15 protein-coding genes are annotated in these 16,473 nt (G+C 42.7%); all 15 read right to left on the bottom strand.

Going from position 1 to position 16,473, the window contains the following annotated elements:
• Positions 1-47: 47 nt before the first annotated feature.
• The 15 genes from BK120_RS15855 to BK120_RS15925 all read right to left on the bottom strand — a co-directional run bounded on the left by BK120_RS15855 (position 48) and on the right by BK120_RS15925 (position 16,460).
• Entirely contained in the window at positions 48-656 is a 609-nt protein-coding gene (locus BK120_RS15855) for a sugar transferase (RefSeq protein WP_076268465.1), read from the bottom strand.
• A 132-nt stretch (positions 657-788) separates the two neighbouring features.
• Entirely contained in the window at positions 789-1,673 is an 885-nt protein-coding gene (gene galU, locus BK120_RS15860) for a UTP--glucose-1-phosphate uridylyltransferase GalU (RefSeq protein WP_076268466.1), read from the bottom strand.
• Positions 1,674-1,722: 49 nt separating this feature from the next.
• Positions 1,723-2,358, bottom strand: coding sequence for a TraB/GumN family protein (locus tag BK120_RS15865; RefSeq protein ID WP_076268467.1), 636 nt, complete (start codon positions 2,356-2,358; stop codon positions 1,723-1,725).
• Between the two features lie 32 nt (positions 2,359-2,390).
• On the bottom strand, positions 2,391-4,214 hold the full coding sequence (locus BK120_RS15870) for a polysaccharide biosynthesis protein (protein ID WP_076268468.1): 1,824 nt from the start codon (positions 4,212-4,214) through the stop codon (positions 2,391-2,393).
• A gap of 41 nt (positions 4,215-4,255) precedes the next feature.
• Positions 4,256-4,948 carry a CpsD/CapB family tyrosine-protein kinase gene (locus tag BK120_RS15875; RefSeq protein WP_076268469.1) on the bottom strand — a complete coding sequence of 231 codons (693 nt, stop codon included), beginning with the start codon at positions 4,946-4,948 and terminating at the stop codon, positions 4,256-4,258.
• Positions 4,929-5,696: a YveK family protein gene (locus BK120_RS15880; RefSeq protein WP_076268470.1), complete on the bottom strand. Its 768-nt coding sequence runs from the start codon at positions 5,694-5,696 to the stop codon at positions 4,929-4,931. The genes BK120_RS15875 and BK120_RS15880 overlap by 20 nt, the downstream gene beginning before the upstream one ends.
• A gap of 160 nt (positions 5,697-5,856) precedes the next feature.
• Positions 5,857-7,962: an S-layer homology domain-containing protein gene (locus BK120_RS15885; RefSeq protein WP_076268471.1), complete on the bottom strand. Its 2,106-nt coding sequence runs from the start codon at positions 7,960-7,962 to the stop codon at positions 5,857-5,859.
• 120 nt (positions 7,963-8,082) lie between these two features.
• A complete protein-coding gene (locus BK120_RS15890; protein WP_076268472.1) occupies positions 8,083-8,868 on the bottom strand; it encodes a tyrosine-protein phosphatase in 786 nt (261 codons plus the stop codon).
• A 195-nt stretch (positions 8,869-9,063) separates the two neighbouring features.
• On the bottom strand, positions 9,064-10,041 hold the full coding sequence (locus BK120_RS15895) for a diaminopimelate dehydrogenase (protein ID WP_076268473.1): 978 nt from the start codon (positions 10,039-10,041) through the stop codon (positions 9,064-9,066).
• Between the two features lie 33 nt (positions 10,042-10,074).
• Positions 10,075-11,334 carry a Glu/Leu/Phe/Val family dehydrogenase gene (locus tag BK120_RS15900; protein ID WP_076268474.1) on the bottom strand — a complete coding sequence of 420 codons (1,260 nt, stop codon included), beginning with the start codon at positions 11,332-11,334 and terminating at the stop codon, positions 10,075-10,077.
• 326 nt (positions 11,335-11,660) lie between these two features.
• Positions 11,661-12,590, bottom strand: coding sequence for a DMT family transporter (locus BK120_RS15905; RefSeq protein WP_076268475.1), 930 nt, complete (start codon positions 12,588-12,590; stop codon positions 11,661-11,663).
• Between the two features lie 95 nt (positions 12,591-12,685).
• Positions 12,686-13,759, bottom strand: a complete 1,074-nt coding sequence (locus BK120_RS15910) for an ABC transporter substrate-binding protein (protein WP_076268476.1) — start codon at positions 13,757-13,759, stop codon at positions 12,686-12,688.
• Positions 13,759-14,559 carry an ABC transporter permease gene (locus tag BK120_RS15915; RefSeq protein WP_076268477.1) on the bottom strand — a complete coding sequence of 267 codons (801 nt, stop codon included), beginning with the start codon at positions 14,557-14,559 and terminating at the stop codon, positions 13,759-13,761. The genes BK120_RS15910 and BK120_RS15915 overlap by 1 nt, the downstream gene beginning before the upstream one ends.
• A complete protein-coding gene (locus tag BK120_RS15920) occupies positions 14,543-15,361 on the bottom strand; it encodes an ABC transporter permease (protein ID WP_076268478.1) in 819 nt (272 codons plus the stop codon). Before BK120_RS15920 ends, BK120_RS15915 begins: the two co-directional genes overlap by 17 nt.
• Positions 15,351-16,460, bottom strand: coding sequence for an ABC transporter ATP-binding protein (locus tag BK120_RS15925; RefSeq protein ID WP_076268479.1), 1,110 nt, complete (start codon positions 16,458-16,460; stop codon positions 15,351-15,353). The genes BK120_RS15920 and BK120_RS15925 overlap by 11 nt, the downstream gene beginning before the upstream one ends.
• Positions 16,461-16,473 lie beyond the last annotated feature (13 nt).

Here is a 16,473-nt window from a genome sequence, read left to right on the forward strand (position 1 = left end):
CTTTCAAAATACTTGAAATAATAACGGGCTAGTTTTTTATTAATCTCTTACTTAGTTGTGACCTCTGTATTTACGTTATCTTGCATACTTAATACCTTATAGATTGTTTTATAAAATATTTTTAAATCCAATGCAAACGAGATGTTAATAACATACTCCACATCGTACTCAATTCTTTTATCCCATTGCACTTCTTTTCTACCATTAATCTGTGCCCATCCAGTAACACCTGGGCGAACACTGAACCTACGGAATTGTTCATCGGTATATTTTTCAAGTGACCAAGGATGATATGTAAGTGTCGGTCTCGGACCTATAATTGACATATCACCTATGATTATATTTATTAATTGTGGAAGTTCATCAATGCTAGTTGCCCTAATAAACCTTCCAATTTTCGTTACTCTTGTATCCCCCTTTGAAGAGTATACGCCGCTTTTTTCTGCACCAATACACATGGAACGAAACTTGTATATTTCAAACACTTTTCCATTTAGCCCTAATCTTTCTTGTTTAAATATAGCTGGACCCTTCGATTCTACTTTTATTAAAATTGCTGTTATCAAAAGAATTGGTGATAAAACTAACAATCCAATAAGTGATATTATTACATCTAATATTCTTTTTAATTTTAAATAATTTGATTTACTTATCATCCGATTGTTTTACTCTCCTGAATAATTATTTAGTTCATACCATTGTTTTTAAAAACATCTATTTAATTTATAAATTATAAAAATTAATAATACAGATGTATAGAAGAAGTGAATCTAATACCATCTCAAAAATTATTTCTCAATTATTAATTCATGTCTGGTGAGATCTCTTAGATATCCCATTAACTGCTCTTTTAGATCTTGTCGCTGTAGTGCAAACTCCAATGTAGTTTTAATAAAGCCCAGTTTTTCGCCAACATCATACCTGACACCTTCAAAGTCATATGCATAAACCGCTTCTATTCGATTTAATTCAGCGATGGCATCCGTTAACTGAATTTCACCACCAGCTCCTGGCTTTTGTACATCCAATATCTCAAATATCTTTGGACTAAGAATATAACGACCCATTATTGCTATATTAGATGGAGCTTCTTCCTTGTTAGGCTTCTCTACTAGACTTTTAACGCTATAAAGACGATTATTAATTTCCTTACCATCAACAATACCATATCTAGAAACCTCGTCTTCAGAAACACTTTGTACTCCAATAATCGATGATTTATAACGATCATATTGCTCGATCATCTGTTTTAGACAAGGCTTTACTGCCTGTACTATATCATCGCCCAGTAACACAGCGAATGGTTCATTCCCTATAAATTTTCGAGCACACCAAATTGCATGTCCTAATCCTCTCGCTTCTTTCTGACGAATATAATGTATATCCACCATCTTTGATGACTTCTGCACTTCGTTTAGTAGTTCAAACTTCCCTTTTTCGAATAAATTCTGCTCTAATTCGAATGAGTTATCAAAATGGTCCTCAATCGCTCGTTTTCCCTTACCGGTCACAATGATTATGTCTTCTATTCCAGACTCTATCGCTTCTTCTACAATATATTGAATAGTAGGCTTATCCACAATCGGCAACATCTCTTTGGGCATAGCCTTAGTCGCAGGTAAAAACCTTGTACCAAGACCAGCTGCAGGTATGATAGCTTTCCGAACCTTCAAATAGTTTCACTCCTATATAATCATTCTGCGTCTATAAATCAGTTCTTAATTATTTTTCTTTTATAACCTCATCATAAGACTTGCCTTGACTCATCCCATACTTCTTAGCTACCTGAATCAACTCATCATATTGCTCAGCAGATAGTTTATCGAGAATAATACTCCGTGCCTTTTTCTTTTCTTCTAGATTCATTCCACCGCTCGCCAAAGCTTGTAGCTCTTTAATATCAGACATACTAAGCTCTTTTAGTAATACGGATGATACCTTCGCTTTTTCAGATACCGTTATTTTTTCCTGAAGATCTTTAGCTTTGTCTATAGAAACCTCACCGCTATAACCGTCTTTAGGCTTATCTTCTTCTTTAGATACGTTTGAATCATTGGATCCATTATTCTTTGTATTATCTGTCGTTGGCTTATCTTTAGTTCCATTTGAACTATCTGTCATTTCATCATCATCAACTGTTGAAGAAGGATCATCCTTCCCCGTTGTATCCGTCCCCTGCTCATCTGTCTTCGTCTCCGGAGTTGTCACTTCATTCAACAAATCACCCTCAAGGTCAGCAGCCAACGTAGAAATAAGCTTATCCACAGCATAATTAGCTGCAAATAAGCCCCCTACTCCTAGTATGACAATGACTGATGCGACCCAAATTAATATCTTCTTCCACTTTTTCTTACGCATGTTCAATCTCCTCCGTTATGTTAGTTTGTCTGCTAAGATACATGTGAATAAAAAGGAACAAGATGCTCGATAACATCTTTAATTGTCGTTTGATTATCTCCAATAGCTTTCTCAATTCGTTTGAATTGAAGCTCGAGTTCTACTCTATTGATTTGTGTTGGCTTGCCTATGTAAATTCGCTCATGTTGTGTGGATGACACTGCTTCTTCATCCGTTAGCAGCTCCTCGAACAGCTTCTCGCCTTCACGCATACCGCTAAAGTTTATTTCGATATCAATATTCGGTTCATAACCTGATAAACGAATGAGATCCTGCGCTAGATCAAGAATACGAACCGGTTCTCCCATATCTAGAACAAATATTTCTCCACCTTTGGCAAATGATCCCGCCTGAATAACGAGCTGAACCGCTTCAGGTATCGTCATGAAATATCTGACCATGTCGGGATGTGTAACAGTAACCGGACCGCCTGCAGCAATTTGCTGCTTGAACCTTGGAATAACGCTTCCACGGCTGCCTAGTACATTACCGAAACGTACTGCCACGAACTGGGTCTCGCTTATTGTATTAATACTTTGTATGTACATCTCTGCAATTCTCTTGGTCGCTCCCATAATGCTGGAAGGATTAACGGCTTTGTCGGAGGAGATCATGACGAACCGTTCCGCTTTATATTTATCCGCGCAATCAGCTACGTTTCTCGTGCCGAAAACATTGTTCTTAACTGCCTCCGATGGATTTCGTTCCATAAGCGGCACATGCTTATGTGCTGCTGCATGAAATACAACTTGCGGCCTAAACCTACGGAATACATCATCTAAACGACTTCGATCTTGAATGTCCGCTATAACCGTTTCCAAATGTACATTAGGGAACTTCGTCTTCAGCTCCATTTCAATCGTATAGATACTGTTCTCACCGTGTCCAAGCAGAAGCAGGGTTTTAGGTCTAAATGAAGAAATCTGCCTGCATAGCTCTGAACCAATCGATCCTCCAGCACCTGTTACTAGAACAACTTTATCGGATACATAATTGGCTATACCCTCTAAATCTGTCATAACAGGTTCTCTACCTAACAAATCTTCTACTTCAACATTGCGTAAAGCCTTTACCGCGAGACGCCCTTTGATAAAATCATTAATAGAAGGGATAATCTTGACCTTTGCTCCGGTCAGCTTGCAAATATTAATAATTTCCGTTATATGCACTCGCTTTGCAGAAGGCATCGCGATAATAATGTCATGGATGTGATGTTTATGTACTATCTCTTCAATGTTCACCCTAGTTCCCAAAACTGATAGACCGACTACCTGCATATTGCGTTTATGTGGATCATCATCAATAAACCCTACTATACGATTGCCTAAAAAGCTGTTGCTTGTCATGATTTCCTTTGCAATTAACGCCCCACAATCTCCAGCACCAACAACAAGTACATTGTTTGTCAAAGCGGTCTTTTTGGTTCTATTTACTCGGATTAAGCGCCAGAGGAACCGTGAGCCTCCCATTAATAGGAGCATGAGTTCAAGTGTTCGAGAGCTAATGGAGATAGGGACTCGTTCCCCATTTAATGCATAAGTTGCTCCGTACGATAAAACAAGTCCAATCACTATGGCTTTGGCCAGCTCAATAATTTCACCAATACTGGCATATTGCCACATTCGTCTGTACATTCGAAAAAAAGCTAAGCTGCTGCCACAAATAATGGTGGTTAAACATGCGAATTCAAGCATTTGTCTCACGTAGATGGGAGGGATGTTTCCGTTAAAACGAAAGAGATAGGATACCCCAATCGCTATCCATATAATACAAATATCTACCACCAGTATGACCAGCATTCTATTTCTATTACTCAACTAACTCATCCCTCCGCCAAAAGACATCTACTTGTATTTTTTCATTTCTCTTGAACACCATAATAATAGTAGTAAGCCTCTTCATTTGCCTTACGCTTCACATTATTCAGCACTACTCCCAAAATTCGCGCATTTACACTCTCAAGGTTTTTTACAGCTTTGCTGGCAATATCCCGCTTTACTTTCCCTTGATCAACAACAAGAATTACGCCATCACTTTTCGTAGCTACAATTTGTGCATCCGTTACTGCAAGCAGCGGTGGCGTATCAATGAGCACAATGTCATACATTTGTCTAAGCTGCTCAATTGTTGCCGTCATCCGCTTTGAACCCATCATCTCTGCCGGGTTTGGCGGTATGGCGCCTGATGTAATCACATCTAGATTAGGAATGTCTGTAACTTGTATTCCTTCCTCGAGCGAGCACTGCTGTGAAATAATGGACGACAACCCATAACGATTAGAGATAGAAAATGTATGATGGGCAGTAGGCTTACGAAGATCGGCATCAATAAGAACAACTTTCTTCTCGGATTGCGCGAAAGTGACAGCCAGATTCGTTATCGTTGTCGACTTCCCCTCACCAGGGCCTGCTGAAGAGACCATTAGCACCTGCAATTTCTCATCTATTGATGAGAACTCTATGTTCGTCCTCAGAGCGCGATAGGATTCTGATATGGGAGAACGAGGATTCGTTAGCGTAATGATCTGACGCTTATTTTTCAATCGAGACACCCTCTAATTCACCTGCCTTGTAAGTTTGAGTTGTTTTGCTGGTTTGGCTAGAATTAGCATCCTCCGTATTCATTCTTGAGATCATAGCAAGCGTGGGCTGACCCAAAAACTGCAGCACATCTGCTTCGGTTTTAATCGTGTCATCCATATACTCAAGTAAGAATGTAATACCTACAGCAATCATTAAAGATACGATAAACGCGATCGCGACATTAAGAGGAACGTTCGGTGAAACCGGACTTGGCTTCGCATCGACTACAGCTTCATTCAGAATCGATACATTCTCCACTTTAAAAATATGCTGGATTTCTTCGCGGAAAACATTCGACACTGCATTCACAACCTGTGCTGCTTGCTTATAATCCACATCCTGCACGACTAATGTCATGACCTGTGTATTATTTACAGAGCTAACCTGGATTTTACGTGAGAGCTCAGTTGCAGTTAATCCAAGCTGTGGATATTGCTCAGCCACTTTATCCAATATAGCTGGTGTTTTAATAATCTCTTTGTACGTATCGATCATTTTGATATTGGAGTTGATTTGATTAAGATCAAGCTGACCGGTTGCCATTTGTGTCGTCGTTTGATTTACGATTATTTTAGTAGATGCCTCATAGACCGGATCTTTAAAAAACATGCTAATAACGGCCGCAGCTGCTGTACAGAGGAAAACAAATACTAATATTAGCGCCAATCTCTTCTTTATGATTGCCATATACTGTCGTAAGTCTAGTTCGTTAGACATGCATATTCCTCCATGGGATATAGTTATTTAGAATGAGAATATAATCCTCAAGAACTATACCTTACTACATAATAATCTATAATCTTACAATATCCTATATATTCCCGAAAAAAATCTTCCTCTCATCCACATGAGAGGAAGATTTTGTATATATTTTTACTTAATTGTCGAAGTTTAGTGCACGGTAAATAATTACTGCTGCCTCTGCACGAGTCGCATTGTTATTTGGCAAGAACTTGCCTGCATTTCCAACTACGATTTTGTGAGTTGCCGCAAATGCAACGCCATCTTTTAATGACGCATTAATTTTTCCAGCGTCCGCAAAGTCTTTTAGTGCAGCATTTACATCAGCTACGTTAGAAGCGCCTTGCGATACTTTCAATGCGCGAGCGATCATCGTTGCCATCTCAGCACGAGTAATCGTTGCATTTGGATCAAATTTAGTATCTGAACGGCCGTTAATGATTTTGAGTTGTGCCGCAGCAGCCACGTATGGTGCATACCAAGCAGCTGAATCTACATCAGCAAAACCCTCTGTAGCTGAGCCATTCTCAAGATCAAGAGCACGGATAAGCATTTTTGCAAATTCAGCGCGAGTTACTTTGTCCTTTGGTGCAAATTGACCTTCTGATTTACCTTCGATTGCACCCTTAGCAGCTACAACGCTAATTTCGCGGCCAGCCCATGCTTCTACAGAAGCAATGTCTTTGAACGAAACTTTGTTTTCTACAACAACATAAGAGGAGAACGAATCACGAGATTCGATAATAGAGTTGCCCGATACACGTCCACCGTGGAATACCAGCTTTCCATCAACGATTTTCGCTACGGAAAGAAGCTCTTTATCAAGACCAGTTGTATCGCCCAGCGGAATGCTGATTACAATCGGTTGATCGAATGAAGTTTTTGCAGTGCCGCCAACCGTTAGGTTGAAGTCATAAACTTCAGATACTGATTTCAGCGTGCCTACAACGTCAGCAGATACATCGCTCTTCTTAATAGTAAGACCAATTGCAGAAGAGAATGAACCGCCTACAGGTACAGTTACTTCAAATTTGCCAATCGTGAATGTTGCACCGGATACATTTCCAGCTGCCGCAGCTTTAACCACTGCATCGGAAAGGTTTAGAACTACATCCTTTTGTGCCACTTCACCAAGATTGATTTGCAAAGCAGTCTTTGCAATTGCAGAAGCTGGTGCTAGTTCTTTTACCTTAGAAGCAACCGTGTTAATACCAGCAATTGCTGACAATACACTCTTCTCATCCAATTGAAGAACAGCTTGTCCATTTACTGTAGTAACACTTGAAGCTGCGCTGATTGCTGCAAGCTTAGCAATTTCTGCTTTTGCATCAGCAACAAATTTAGTAATAATAGCAGCTTTCTCAGCATCAGTTGCTTTATCAAGCGCTGCTTTCAAATCGTTTAGCAATTTGTCAGTTGATTCAGGAAGCGGTGTAGTTGGTGTTACTGTGCCACCTGGACCACCCGGAGTGATTGGAGGTGTAGTCGGGTTCAAATATTGATAAGCTTTGAACAAAGATCCTGCCGCAGCAACGAATGTAGCATCTTTGTCTACAGCCTCTCTTGCACGTGACAATACGCCAATTACATCATCTTTAGTAATACCGAAGTTTGTAAGCAATACCTGTGCTTTATATTGTTTAGTCGACAATTCGTTCAGTACGCTTTGCATTAATTGCTTAACACTGTCTTTATCAGTCAAAAGTGCGAGCAAACCATCCAGATCCTTTGATCCTACTTGCTTAACCAATTCTTTCTGAACATCGAAGAAATACAGTGCAATGTCATCGATTGAAAGATCAGGCACCTCTCCACGATCAGCAAAGGTTTGAAGCAGCGCACCATACTTTGTATGCAATTCCTCAAGACCTGCTACCGTTGGACCGTAAGACCACTCTACTGCATCCAAAAATAGTTGTTCCAATTCTGTTTCTTCTTCATCCGATACAATAATTTTATTTACGATCGGATTTACGATATCGCCTTTTTGATGGATCGTTAAGTTGTTAAGTGCATCTTGCAGTGCTTTTACATTAACCCAACCGTCTGTCGCTTTGAGTGCGTTATCCAGTTTCTTCGCTTCACTTACAAGAGCGGAATCAGCCAATGAAGATGCATAAACAACCCCATTTACTCCAAGCTTCTCTGCCAAACCTTTGCTACTTAGCGGAATGCCAGCGAAAGCCGTAAGGGCTACGCTTGCCGCAATTGTAGAAACTGCTAATTTTTTTCTTAATGTCACTTTCTTCACTCCTAATTATATGATAATAGTTGCACTCATCTAATAGATGAATGACTAATAACGCCATTAAGAACATTTTTAGTATGCGCTTTCTTCAACTTCCAATCATTCTAGCGCGCACTATTTTTTGTAGAAATAGGAAATAAAACGACGCAAAACCCCGTCTGAAGAAGCTATAGTAATAGGCTGGTTATGTATAGGTTTGTCGTCTAACACAGACTGAGCGTTGGATTGCAAATAGGTAACCCACTGTTCTCCCATCCGCCTCTCAATGGACGCGTAGGCTTCGCCAAGACGAAAACCGCGGCGCTCAATATGATGAGCATCGGAAGATACAAAATGAATATGGCCCGCCTTCAATAATGACCATGCGGATTGTTCAATGCGCTTACCAAATCCCCCAAGCAGTGAGTGGGTCGTAACCTGTGCGAATGCGCCTGCTTCAATAAGCTCAGCTAATCGATCGGGGTGCTTCACAACTTCTGCATTTCTTTCTGGGTGAGCGATAATCGGTTTCAACTTCAATACATTAAGCTCATGCACGAGCTCAATCATCGCCTTCGGAATACGGGAGGATGGCATCTCAATCAATACATAACTAGAGCCGGCTAAGGGAAGCAATTCTTTTCTATACCAAGCATCGAGCAGATCATCATGAACGCGGATTTCTTGACCTGTGTGTATAGCAATAGGCACACCCGCAGCTATTAACTGTTCGTTAATAGAGAGAGTGTGCTTAGCTACGTCGATTGCTGTATTGGTATAGGTTCCATTGGCATGGTGCGGAGTGGCGATGATCGTTGTAATTCCCTCTGATACAGCTGCCCGGGCCATATTCAGAGTATCATCGAAACTTGCCGCACCATCATCCAATCCAGGTAAAATATGCGTATGGATGTCTATCATGCTGAGTTCACTTCCTAGTAGAATTTACCTGTTAGGTAGGTTTGAACCTATTCTACCATAGGAAAATGGATCTTTCAGCACTTCTCCCTATAATTCGACAGTAATTACTCTCACTTTTTCATTATATCCTACTATTTCCAAAAGTGTAAGTAAAAAATTGTAAAATGGAGGGGAATGTTCAGAAAAGTTTCAGAACTATAGAAGCTCTTTACGCAGTTCTGCTGCGGATTTTGGTGAAAGGTAGCCGTATGGAATATCGAATACGGTTTTGGCTCCAGACTGTCCTTCACGAGCAAATTTATAAGCCGCTCTAGCATAAGCAACAAGCACGCTAGCCGTGAATTCAGGGTTGCTGTCAAGCTTCAAACCGAACTCGATAATTTGAGTGCTGTTCTCGCCTGTTTTGCCACTGCGAAGCACCATACCACCATGAGGCATTGTGGAATGCTCGGCTTTCAATGTTGCTTCATCAATGAAATGAACAGTCGTATTATAATCGGAGAAATAGTTCGGCATCGTACGGATTTCCTCAGCAATCGCGTCTTGATCAGCACCCTCTTCTGCTACGATGTAGCAATCACGGACGTGCTTCTCACGCGTTGTAAGCTCTGGATTTTCACCGTTACGAACTCGCGCTACTGCCTCTTCACTAGGAATGGTGTATTGAACGCCGTTCTTTACACCTTTCACGCGGCGAATCGCATCTGAATGGCCTTGGCTTACACCTTTGCCCCAGAATGTATATTCCTTGCCTTCTGGCAATATTGCCTCAGCAAGCAAACGATTCAATGAGAACAAGCCTGGGTCCCAGCCTGTGGATATTACACTTACTTTATTGCTCGTTTTGGCAACTGCATCTACCTGATCAAAAAATTCAGGAATACGCGCATGCGTATCGAAGCTGTCAACCGTATGGAACAAGCGGGCAAAAGCAGGAACCTGCTCTGGCAAATCTGTTGCTGAGCCGCCGCAAAGAATCATAACGTCGATATCATCGACAAAGCGCTCAGCGTCTTCAATTTTATATGCTTTTGTTTCAGACGGAATAGATGCTGGGTCTCTGCGAGTAAAAATCGCATCCAATCTCATATCCGCACTTTGTCTAATTGCAAGCTCTACGCCGCGTCCAAGATTGCCGTAACCAACAATACCGATGCGAATCTGTTCTGTCATGACGCCGCCACCTCTTCTTGTTTTATAAATATATTAGATCCAGCCTCTAGCTTCCATTGCCGCTGCGATCCGTTTGATCGAAATCATATAAGCAGCTGTACGAAGGTCAGTGTCATGTTCCTTAGCAAGATCACGAACAGCTACGTAAGAAAGAATCATATTCGTCTCAAGCTTCTCAAGAACCTCTGCTTCGCTCCAGTAGTAGTTAGCCAAGTTTTGTACCCACTCGAAGTACGAAACCGTAACGCCGCCTGCATTTGCAAGTACGTCTGGAATAACTGTGATGCCATGGCTCCAAAGTACGCGATCCGCTTCTGGTGTTGTTGGTCCGTTTGCAGCTTCTGCAACGATTTTTGCTTTAATGCGATCTGCATTTTTAGCTGTAATTACGTTTTCTAGAGCAGCTGGCACCAAAACATCAACATCAAGCTCAAGCAAATCTTCATTAGAAATATAGTACTTCTCGCCATACTCACGGATGGAAGTCGTATCCTTTAGTATGGAGATCTGTTCGATATCCAATCCATTCGGATCGTAAATTCCGCCTCTGGAGTCGCTAACCGCTACAACTTTAATGCCTGCTTCGCTAAGCAAACGAGCAGCAATGCGACCAGCGTTGCCGTAACCTTGAATCGCTGCAGTAGCCGTTTCAATAGGAATATTCTTATCTTGAAGTGCTGCCAAGATTGTGTACACACAGCCTTGTGCTGTTGCTTCATTACGACCTTGGGATCCGCCAAGAATAAGCGGTTTACCTGTAATAACGCCAGGTGAGTTAACGCCTTTTAGTCTGCTGTACGTATCCATCATCCAACCCATGATTTGTGGAGTCGTGTATACGTCCGGTGCAGGAATATCTTTGTCAGGACCTACAAAATCAGCGATAGCTTCCATGAAAGCACGGCTAACACGCTCTAGCTCGCCTTTGCTTAGAAGATGCGGATCACAAATAACTCCGCCCTTGCCGCCGCCGTAAGGAAGGCCAACAACGCCGCATTTAAAGCTCATCCACATGGAAAGTGCTTTTACTTCATCAAGCGTTACATCAGGGTGAAAGCGAATGCCGCCCTTAGTCGGTCCAATCGCGTCATTATGTTGGGAACGGTAACCTTCGAACACTCGAATTGAGCCATCATCCATACGAACTGGGAAGTTAACCGACAGCACGCGCTTCGGCTGCTTCAAGATGTCTGTAACATGCTTAGGCAATTGTAGATGGGCCGCTGCAGTATCGATTTGCTGTTGTGCGATTTGGTACGGATTTAACGTTTCTTCTACTATACTCACTGTCATTTTAAGTTCAGTCCTTCTTCGTAGAGTCCGACTCCCATTCCATGGATTAGCCGCTTTTTTGATTTTACCTTTTTCATCACTATTTTAAAAGAAAAATTTCGTTATTTAGTGCAAAAATTCTACATTTTTATCCATTGTCATGTTAGGTTTCACGTGATGGGAGTTACCATAACACATGCTGTTCTTTAATAATCCTTTTTATGTAAAAAATAAAAGGGTTTCGTACTAAGTTAGTCCAACTTAGTACGAAACCCTCACATGATACATTTTTATACAATTAGAATTCGATCTCATAAACTATGAACCACAATTATGAATCACAAGAATTAACCATTCGACTCCACTGTCTTCACGGACGATTTGCTTCGCGGTTTGCTCTCGATGCTGATCCATATCAGTCCTGCGGCCATGCAGCCTGCGCCGCACATTTGCAGCAGCGCGATCTTCTCATCGAACATCACATACCCAGCTACAACAGCCGCCGCCGGAACCGCATAACGGAAAAAGTTAGAACGCGTTGCGCCAACCTTGAACATACATGCATTCCAAACGACAAAAGCGACAACGGTGCAAATTAATACATTATAGCCAATGGATAAATAATGCCCCGCCTGAAGAGCCGACCAATTGGTTTGCCCCCAAGCCCCAAAGGTGAGCGGCAGCATAAACAACGACCCAAAAGCTATCGTCCACGTGCTTACACGCAGAGCAGAGTATTGCTTCATAAGCGACATGGAGCTTAGATTAAATAACGGACCGACAATACTGACTCCAAGCGCCATCAAGTTGCCGATCATATTGTCAGATGAGAGACTGAAGCTTTCACCGCCGCCCAGTATGACGAAGCATACTCCAACGATAGATATCGCTCCGCCAACAATGAGCCTCTTCGTGATGGTTTCGCGCATGAATAAAGGGGCAAACAATGCAGCGAAGATCGGCCACGGCGCTACGTTCAGCAGCGACGCGTTGGCTAAGGTCGTATATTTAATCGAGTACATCACCGTAATTTCGAGCAGTGTAATGCCAACCAACCCAATGACAGCAAGCTTCGGCACGATTCGCCACGGAATGCCCACGCTGCCCTCTCTTAGCTTAAGAATGAGAAAGAAAAACGGAATAGCCAATCCAAATCTCATAAACGAGAAAACGATGGGATCAAACGACTCCATAGCTAACCGCGATATGCCGAAGTTCGCTCCCCACACAACAGCGATTAGTATAAGACCGCCGTAATTCATCCATCTGCTATTCATGCTCTCCGCCCCATCTATTCACATTTGCCGCCTCATCTGGAAATATCTCATCCAGCATAGCATGGGAATCATTAGAAAAATGCTATCTCTTTTGTTTATTTCTTATGCATTTTAAACTCAAGGAACAACTCGTTATAGTGGGCCAGCATTCTTTTGCCGAGATTGTCGTAAACCTCAAGCCTTTCGGTCAGCTCTTCATCTGGGTAAAAACGCTCATCGCTCGCAATCTCCTCAGGCAGCAGCGCCAGCGCCGCCTCATTCGGAGTCGAGTAACCAACATATTCTGCGTTCTGAGCAGCCACTTCAGGGTCGAGCATGAAGTTGATAAACTGATGCGCGCCTTCGATATTTTTGGCCGTCTTCGGAATAACCATATTATCGAACCAAAGATTTGAACCTTCCTCCGGCACGATATAATCAAGCTTATCGTTCTCATCCATAATTTCCGATGCATCACCCGACCAAACAAGACCGACTGCCGCTTCTTCGTTTGCAAGCAGCATCTTGATTTCGTCACCGACAATCGCCTTCACGTTAGGCGTCATCTGGAGCAGCTTCGCTTTCGCCTCCTGCAAATGAGCCTCTTCCGTATCATTTAGCGAATAACCCAAAGAGTTAAGCCCCATGCCCATAACCTCGCGAGCACCGTCCAGCAGCAGGATCTGGTTGCGCAAGCTTTTATCCCATAGGTCATTCCAACTGGAGAAGGTCAGGTCCCCGACTAGCTCTGGATTGAACACAATTCCGACAGTCCCCCAAAAATAAGGAATGGAATAAGCATTGTCCGGATCAAATGATAAATTCATGAAACGCGGATCGATATATTTTAAATTCGGGAGTTTCGAGTGATCGAGCTTTAAGAGCAAACCATCCTCTTTCATCTTGCTAATCGCATACTCAGAAGGAATGCTCACATCAAACGTCGTACCGCCTTGTCCAATTTTGGTCATCATCGCTTCATTCGAATCGAAGGTTTGGTAAATGACCTTAATGCCTGTCTCATCTTCAAAGCGGTCAAGCAGCTCGGGATCAACATAATCACCCCAGTTGTAAATCGTCAGTGTATTGCTTCCGCTGTAGCCTTCACTATCATTCAAGTACGAAGTCAGATAGATGAGGCCAAATGAAACAACAAACACGATTACGAACATACGTACAAGCTGTGTCATTAATGCCCCTCCTTGCTTGACGGCTTCATATTTCGTTGATTAATGAAGTAATAACCAACGACCAGAATGATCGTAAATAAGAAAATAAGTGTCGACAACGCATTAATCGATAACGACACACCTTGGCGCGCCCGTGAATAGATCTCAACAGAGAGCGTCGAGAAGCCGTTGCCGGTTACAAAAAACGTTACTGCAAAGTCATCTAGCGAATACGTCAGCGCCATGAAGAACCCTGCGAATATGCCCGGTCTGATGAATGGAAGCACGACGCGCGTCAGCACCTGCCACGAGCTGGCACCAAGATCATGCGCCGCATCAATCAACGTTGAACTCATTTCCTGCAGCTTCGGCAGCACCATAATAACGACAATCGGAACACTGAACGCAATATGCGACAGCAAGACGGACACAAAGCCCAGCTTGATGCCAATCATCGTAAATAGGATCAGAAAGGACGCACCGATAATAACATCGGGACTTACGATCAATACATTATTGAGCGTCAAAAGCGATTGTTTCGGTCGATTGCTGCGAATATGATGAATAGCTATCGCACCAATAACACCAAGAATCGTCGAAATTGCAGCGGACAGCAGCGCAATAACGAACGTGTTCAGGACAATGATGAGTAAACGCGTATCCGCGAAAACCTCTTTGTAATAATCAAGCGTGAAGCTCTCGAAATTACGCATCGAGCCGCCGCTATTGAACGAATAAAACATTAAATAGAAAATAGGCGCATAGAGTACTGCAAACACGAGTACGAGATAGATGTTCGACCATTTATTTTTTCCGCGCATCTGCCGCACCTCGCTTTCGATTGCCAGTTAACAGCATCATCGCCGCCATCGCTAGAATCAAGAACACAGCAATCGTCGAACCCATACCCCAGTCCTGCGTCACGAGAAAATGCTGCTCGATTGCCGTACCTAGCGTAATAACCCGATTGCCGGCAATAAGCCTCGTAATCATGAACAGAGATAATGCAGGTATAAATACAGCCATACAGCCGGACTTCACACCACTGATCGTTAGCGGAAAAATAACACGCCGGAACGTTGTCCACGCCGATGCGCCAAGATCACGCGCCGCATACACGAGCGTCGGATTCATTTCCTCCAATGCATTGAAGATCGGCAAAATCATAAAAGGAATAAAGATATATACGGATACAAAGATAAAGCTAAAGTCCGTAAACAAAATTTGCTGTTTCGGAATGCCGATCGCTTCCAGCACGGAGTTTGCAAAGCCGTATGTACCGAACAAGCCAATAAACGCATAAGCCTTTAGCAGCAAATTGATCCAGCTAGGAAGTATAATAAGCAGCAGCCAGAGCTGTTTATGCTTAGTTTTTGTCAATAAGTAAGCTGCCGGATACGCGACAAGCAATGATATTGCGGTTATCAGAAACGCGTACCAGAAGGAGCTAAGCGTCATTTTCATATAAACCGGCGTAAAGAACTTCACATAATTGTCCAGCGTGAAGTTGCCCTCTACATCAAAGAAGGAGTAATAGGCAATTAACACGATCGGCGCTATAACAAATAACACAATCCAAGCCATATACGGTATGAGATAAAAACTACGTGATTTATTCGACATCTGCGGCCTCGCTGTATGCTTCAAGACGCTTATCGAATTCTTCTTCCGTTTCACCCAGTCTCATAACATGGATGGCTTCTGGGTCAAAGGTTAATCCGATCTGCTCCCCTACTGTAGCTTTGCGAGTGGAATGGACAAGCCACTCATTTCCTGATTCATCGTAACAGCAAATCTCGTAATGTACGCCCCGGAACAATTGCGAATCTACACGCACTTGCAGCTTACCATTCTCTGAAGAAGTTATTTCCAAATCCTCTGGCCTGATTACAATATCAACAGCCTCATTTGGCGTGAGCCCTTGATCGACGCATTCAAATGAACGACCAGCGAACTCCACCTCGAAGTCGCGTGCCATTCGGCCTGGTACAATATTGGATTCACCAATAAAATCCGCAACAAAGCGATTGATCGGCTCATCGTAAATATCTGTTGGCGTTCCGCTTTGTTGAATTTTTCCTTCATTAATAACAAAAATTTCGTCAGACATCGCCAGCGCTTCCTCTTGGTCATGCGTTACAAATATAAATGTGATGCCAAGTCGGCGCTGCAGCTCGCGCAGCTCGTACTGCATTTCCGTACGAAGCTTAAGGTCAAGCGCGGATAACGGCTCGTCCAGCAAAATAATTTCCGGCTCGTTCACGATCGCCCGCGCGATGGCAACACGCTGCCGCTGACCGCCAGACATCTCCGAAATCTCCCGTGATTCGTAACCGTCCAAGTTGACGAAACGAAGCGCATCCTTCACTTTATTCGTCACATCCGCGTTTTTCATCTTCTTGATTCGCAGGCCAAAGGCAACATTCTCGAACACATTGAGATGAGGAAAAAGAGCATAATCCTGAAAAACCGTATTTACTTGTCGTTCATTCGCAGGAACCCGGTTTATCACTTTATTATGGAAATAGATTTGACCCTCTGAGGGTTCAGTGAAGCCAGCTATAAGCCGGAGCACCGTCGTCTTGCCGCAGCCGGACGGACCAAGCAGCGTATAAAATTTGCCTCGCTCTATTGTAAAGCTGACGTCTTTGAGGACAGCAGCAGCATTATGAGCATATTGTTTTGTCACATGTTCAAAACGAATAATCGTTTGGTCTTGCATATCGCATTCCCCT

The sequence above is a fragment of the Paenibacillus sp. FSL A5-0031 genome (assembly GCF_001956295.1).
Taxonomy (GTDB): domain Bacteria; phylum Bacillota; class Bacilli; order Paenibacillales; family Paenibacillaceae; genus Pristimantibacillus.

Coding starts and splice junctions, on each gene's coding strand:
- BK120_RS15895 (WP_076268473.1), bottom strand. CDS start 10,041: ATGACAGAACAGATTCGCATCGGTATTGTTGGTTACGGCAATCTTGGA.
- BK120_RS15910 (WP_076268476.1), bottom strand. CDS start 13,759: ATGACACAGCTTGTACGTATGTTCGTAATCGTGTTTGTTGTTTCATTT.
- BK120_RS15890 (WP_076268472.1), bottom strand. CDS start 8,868: ATGATAGACATCCATACGCATATTTTACCTGGATTGGATGATGGTGCG.
- BK120_RS15880 (WP_076268470.1), bottom strand. CDS start 5,696: ATGTCTAACGAACTAGACTTACGACAGTATATGGCAATCATAAAGAAG.
- BK120_RS15865 (WP_076268467.1), bottom strand. CDS start 2,358: ATGCGTAAGAAAAAGTGGAAGAAGATATTAATTTGGGTCGCATCAGTC.
- BK120_RS15925 (WP_076268479.1), bottom strand. CDS start 16,460: ATGCAAGACCAAACGATTATTCGTTTTGAACATGTGACAAAACAATAT.
- BK120_RS15905 (WP_076268475.1), bottom strand. CDS start 12,590: ATGAATAGCAGATGGATGAATTACGGCGGTCTTATACTAATCGCTGTT.
- BK120_RS15900 (WP_076268474.1), bottom strand. CDS start 11,334: ATGACAGTGAGTATAGTAGAAGAAACGTTAAATCCGTACCAAATCGCA.
- BK120_RS15915 (WP_076268477.1), bottom strand. CDS start 14,559: ATGCGCGGAAAAAATAAATGGTCGAACATCTATCTCGTACTCGTGTTT.
- BK120_RS15920 (WP_076268478.1), bottom strand. CDS start 15,361: ATGTCGAATAAATCACGTAGTTTTTATCTCATACCGTATATGGCTTGG.
- BK120_RS15855 (WP_076268465.1), bottom strand. CDS start 656: ATGATAAGTAAATCAAATTATTTAAAATTAAAAAGAATATTAGATGTA.